General features: G+C 66.3%; 2 protein-coding genes and 1 pseudogene. All 3 read left to right on the top strand.

Annotation, left to right across the window (positions count from 1 at the left end):
• The coding region (locus ACLBWX_RS23030; RefSeq protein WP_447675420.1) for an IS481 family transposase at positions 1-936 on the top strand (936 nt) is incomplete at its 5' end.
• Positions 937-1,009: 73 nt separating this feature from the next.
• A pseudogene (locus ACLBWX_RS23025) lies at positions 1,010-2,063 on the top strand (IS630 family transposase).
• A gap of 58 nt (positions 2,064-2,121) precedes the next feature.
• On the top strand, positions 2,122-3,327 hold the full coding sequence (locus ACLBWX_RS23020) for an IS701 family transposase (protein WP_447678234.1): 1,206 nt from the start codon (positions 2,122-2,124) through the stop codon (positions 3,325-3,327).
• Positions 3,328-3,557: the final 230 nt, after the last annotated feature.

Here is a 3,557-nt window from a genome sequence, read left to right as displayed (position 1 = left end):
CATGGAAGCGCCACCACGACGGAGGCAGTCCGTCGCGCGATCCAGCTACGTGAAGAGAGCGTAAGGGCGCTGGCCCGGCGCTACGGCGTCAGTCCGACGACGGTGCAGAAGTGGCGCAAACGGGCGACGACGGCGGATGCCCGGATGGGACCCAAAGAGCCGCGCTCCACCGTGCTCACGCTCGAGGAGGAGGCGATCATCGTCGCTTTCCGACGGCACACGCTGCTCCCGCTCGACGACTGCCTCTATGGTCTGCAACCGACGATCCCGCACCTGACCCGGTCCTCGCTGCATCGCTGTCTGGAACGGCACGGCATCAGCCGATTGCCCGAGATCGACGGCGACAAACCCAAGAAGCAGCGCTTTGCGAGTTACGCCATCGGCTACGTCCACATCGACATCGCCGAGGTCAGCACCGCTGAGGGCAAGCTCAGGCTGTTCGTGGCCATCGACCGAACCAGCAAATTCGTCTTCGTGCGGCTGGTCGAGAGCGCCGGCAAGATGGAAGCCGCTCAGTTCCTCCGCGACTTCATCGAAGCGGTGCCTTACCGCATCCACACTGTGCTCACGGACAACGGCATTCAGTTCACGTCACGCCAGCGGGATATCTACGACAGTCAGCACATCTTCGATCGTGTATGCGACGAGCATAACATCGAGCACCGTCTGACCAAGGTGAACCACCCTTGGACCAACGGGCAAGTCGAACGAATGAACCGTACGATCAAAGACGCGACGGTCAAACGCTACCACTACGACAGCCATGCTCAGCTGCGAACGCATCTGCATCTGTTCATCGATGCCTACAACTATGCCCGCAGGCTCAAGACGCTGCGCGGCTTGACGCCCACCGAGTTCATCCTGAACGCCTGGACGAAAGAGCCCGATCGCTTCAGGCTCGATCCGTCACACCTCATCCCGGGACCGTACACCTAGTGCATTGACGCGGACGGAGGATTCACGCGTACGATGAGCCGTGCGAGTCTGGGCGATGGCTTAGACGGTATGCGTGCTCCTCGATGCGATCGACGCGGAACGGTTGGCTGCGATCGCCAGCGACCGCTCCCATCCGCTCAAGCACACCCAGCGCGCCCGCATCGTCCTGCTCTCGGCCGAGCGCCTGAGCGTCCAGGACGTCGCCCGGCGGGCGGGCGTCAGCCGCCCGGCCGTGTGGCGCTGGCAGCAGCGCTACGCCGAGGCGGGTGTCGAAGGTCTGCTACGCGACAAGACACGTCCACCCGGCACGCCGCCCCATTCGACCGAGACGGTAGCCGAGGTCCTGGCGCTGACCTGCTCGGAGCCGCCGGGCGAGGTCACTCACTGGACTGGTCGTGCCGTAGCTCGTGCTGTCGGGATCTCGTTACGGGCCGTGCAGCGGATCCGGGACGCTCACCGCCTCCAGCCGCATCGTCTGCGCACGTTCAAGCGCTCGCGCGATCCCGCTTTCGCCGCCAAAGTCGAGGATGTCGTCGGGCACAACACAAGATCCGCCGGCCCATGCGGTGGTGCTGTCCATCGATGAGAAGAGCCAGATCCAGGCGCTGGAGCGGACCCGCCTCGACCGGCCACTCGCCCCCGGCCATCCGGCCGCCCAGACCCATGACGACACCCGTCACGGCACGACGACACTGTTTGCTGCCCTTGATGTCTTGGCGGGTACCGTGCTCGGCCGTTGCATGCAGCGCCACCGGAGCGGTGAGTTCGTCCGGTTCCTCAACGCCGTCGCGGCCGCCGTCCCGCCCGGCAAGGCGATCCACGCGATCCTCGACAACGTCGCTACCCACAAACATCCGAAGGTGCGCGCCTGGCTGGCTCGCCACCCGCGCTGGACGTTCCACTTCACCCCGACTTCGGCCTCGTGGCTCAACGCCGTCGAGGGCTTCTTCTCAGCGCTGACCCGTCGTCGGCTGCGGCGAGGCTCCTTCACCGGCGTCGTCGACCTGCAGGCGGCGATCAAACGCTACATCGCCGAGCACAACCGGCGCGCCAGACCTCTCGTCTGGACCAAACCCGCCACCGACATCCTCGCCGCCGTCAGCCGATCCCCTGAACCATCCGTCTGAGTCACTGCCCTAGCATTACAGTTGCGTTTCCGACGAGGTTCTGAATCTCTGCCTCACCATGATTCGCGCATCATGGACGACCGGGACCTCTGTCGAGGCGACGCTGGAGTTGTGGGCCTCGTCGCTGCGAGACGTGAAGGGGCGCATGCGGCCCCTGTTCACCCAGGAGCGGGTCGCCGCCTCGGCGGGCGCGTTCCTGGACGGACTGCTCGGCACGGAGCGGCGCAAGACCGGTTGGATGCGGGCGGAAGCCGCGGGCGATCCTGGGCCTTGGCGTCAACAGGCCGTGCTCGGTCGCGGACGCTGGGATGCCGACACCCTGCGCGACGTGGTGCGGGATTATGCCCTGGAGACGCTGGCCGACCCAGATGCGGTTCTGGTCCTCGACGAGACCGGCTTCCTCAAGCAGGGCAAAGCCTCGTGCGGCGTGCATCGTCAGTACACCGGCTCGGCCGGCAAGATTACGAACTGTCAGATCGGCGTGTTTGCGGCCTACGCCTCACGGCACGGTCATGCCTTCATCGATCGGGCCTTGTACCTGCCCAAGACCTGGACTTCGGATCCGGCCCGGCTGGCCGCCGCCCACGTGCCGGAGGGGACGGCCTTCGCGACCAAGCCGGGGCTGGCTCTGGCGATGATCGAGCGGGCGATGGCCGCCGACGTGCCGTTTTCCTGGGTGGCGGCCGATACCGTGTACGGGGTCGGCGACATCGGACAAGCGCTACGCCGGGCGGGCAAGGGCTACGTGCTCGGGGTCAAGAGTGATCACAGGCTCAATTCCTGGATCGACAAGCCACCGGTGGCGGGCACCGCCGAGGCGATCGCGAACGGCCTTGCTCCGACGGCCTGGACGCGTCTGTCGGCGGGCGACGGGACGAAGGGCGCGCGGCTGTACGACTGGGCCTACTGCGAACTGGCCGACCTCGATGGTGCCGACGACCAGACCGGCCTGTGGACGCGGGGGCTCCTGATCCGGCGCAGCCTGGCTGACGACGAGCGGTTCTACTTCACGACCTGGTGCCCGGCCGGCACGCCGATCCAGACCCTGGTCGACGTCGAGGGACGGCGTTGGAGCATCGAGGATGCGTTCGAGACGGCCAAGACCGAACTCGGGCTCGCTCACAACGAGACCCGCTCCTGGCACGGCTGGCACCGACACGTCAGCCTGGTGATGATGGCCTTTGCCCTGCTGGCGGTGATCCGCCGTCACGCCAACGCACCGCCCCCAAAAAGACCGGCTCGGACGAGACCGCGCGCCCATTGATCCGCTGGTCAGTGCAGGAGATCCGCCGCATCGCGGTCCGTCTCGCGCAGCGGCGCATCCAGCCCGCTCACGTCATCGCATGGTCGCTCTGGCGACGGGCGCATCAGGCCGCCGCCCGCCAAGCCCATCTCAAACGCCGTACCGCACACCCCAAACGGCGACGACAAGGCCCGAAGCCCAGGACAGCCACCCAACAGACATCACACACCAAAACGCAACTGTAATGCTAG

The sequence above is a fragment of the Methylobacterium sp. M6A4_1b genome (assembly GCF_053345175.1).
Note: the sequence above shows the minus strand (reverse complement) of the source record. Positions and strands in the feature narration are given on the sequence as shown.

Coding starts and splice junctions, on each gene's coding strand:
- ACLBWX_RS23020 (WP_447678234.1), top strand. CDS start 2,122: ATGATTCGCGCATCATGGACGACCGGGACCTCTGTCGAGGCGACGCTG.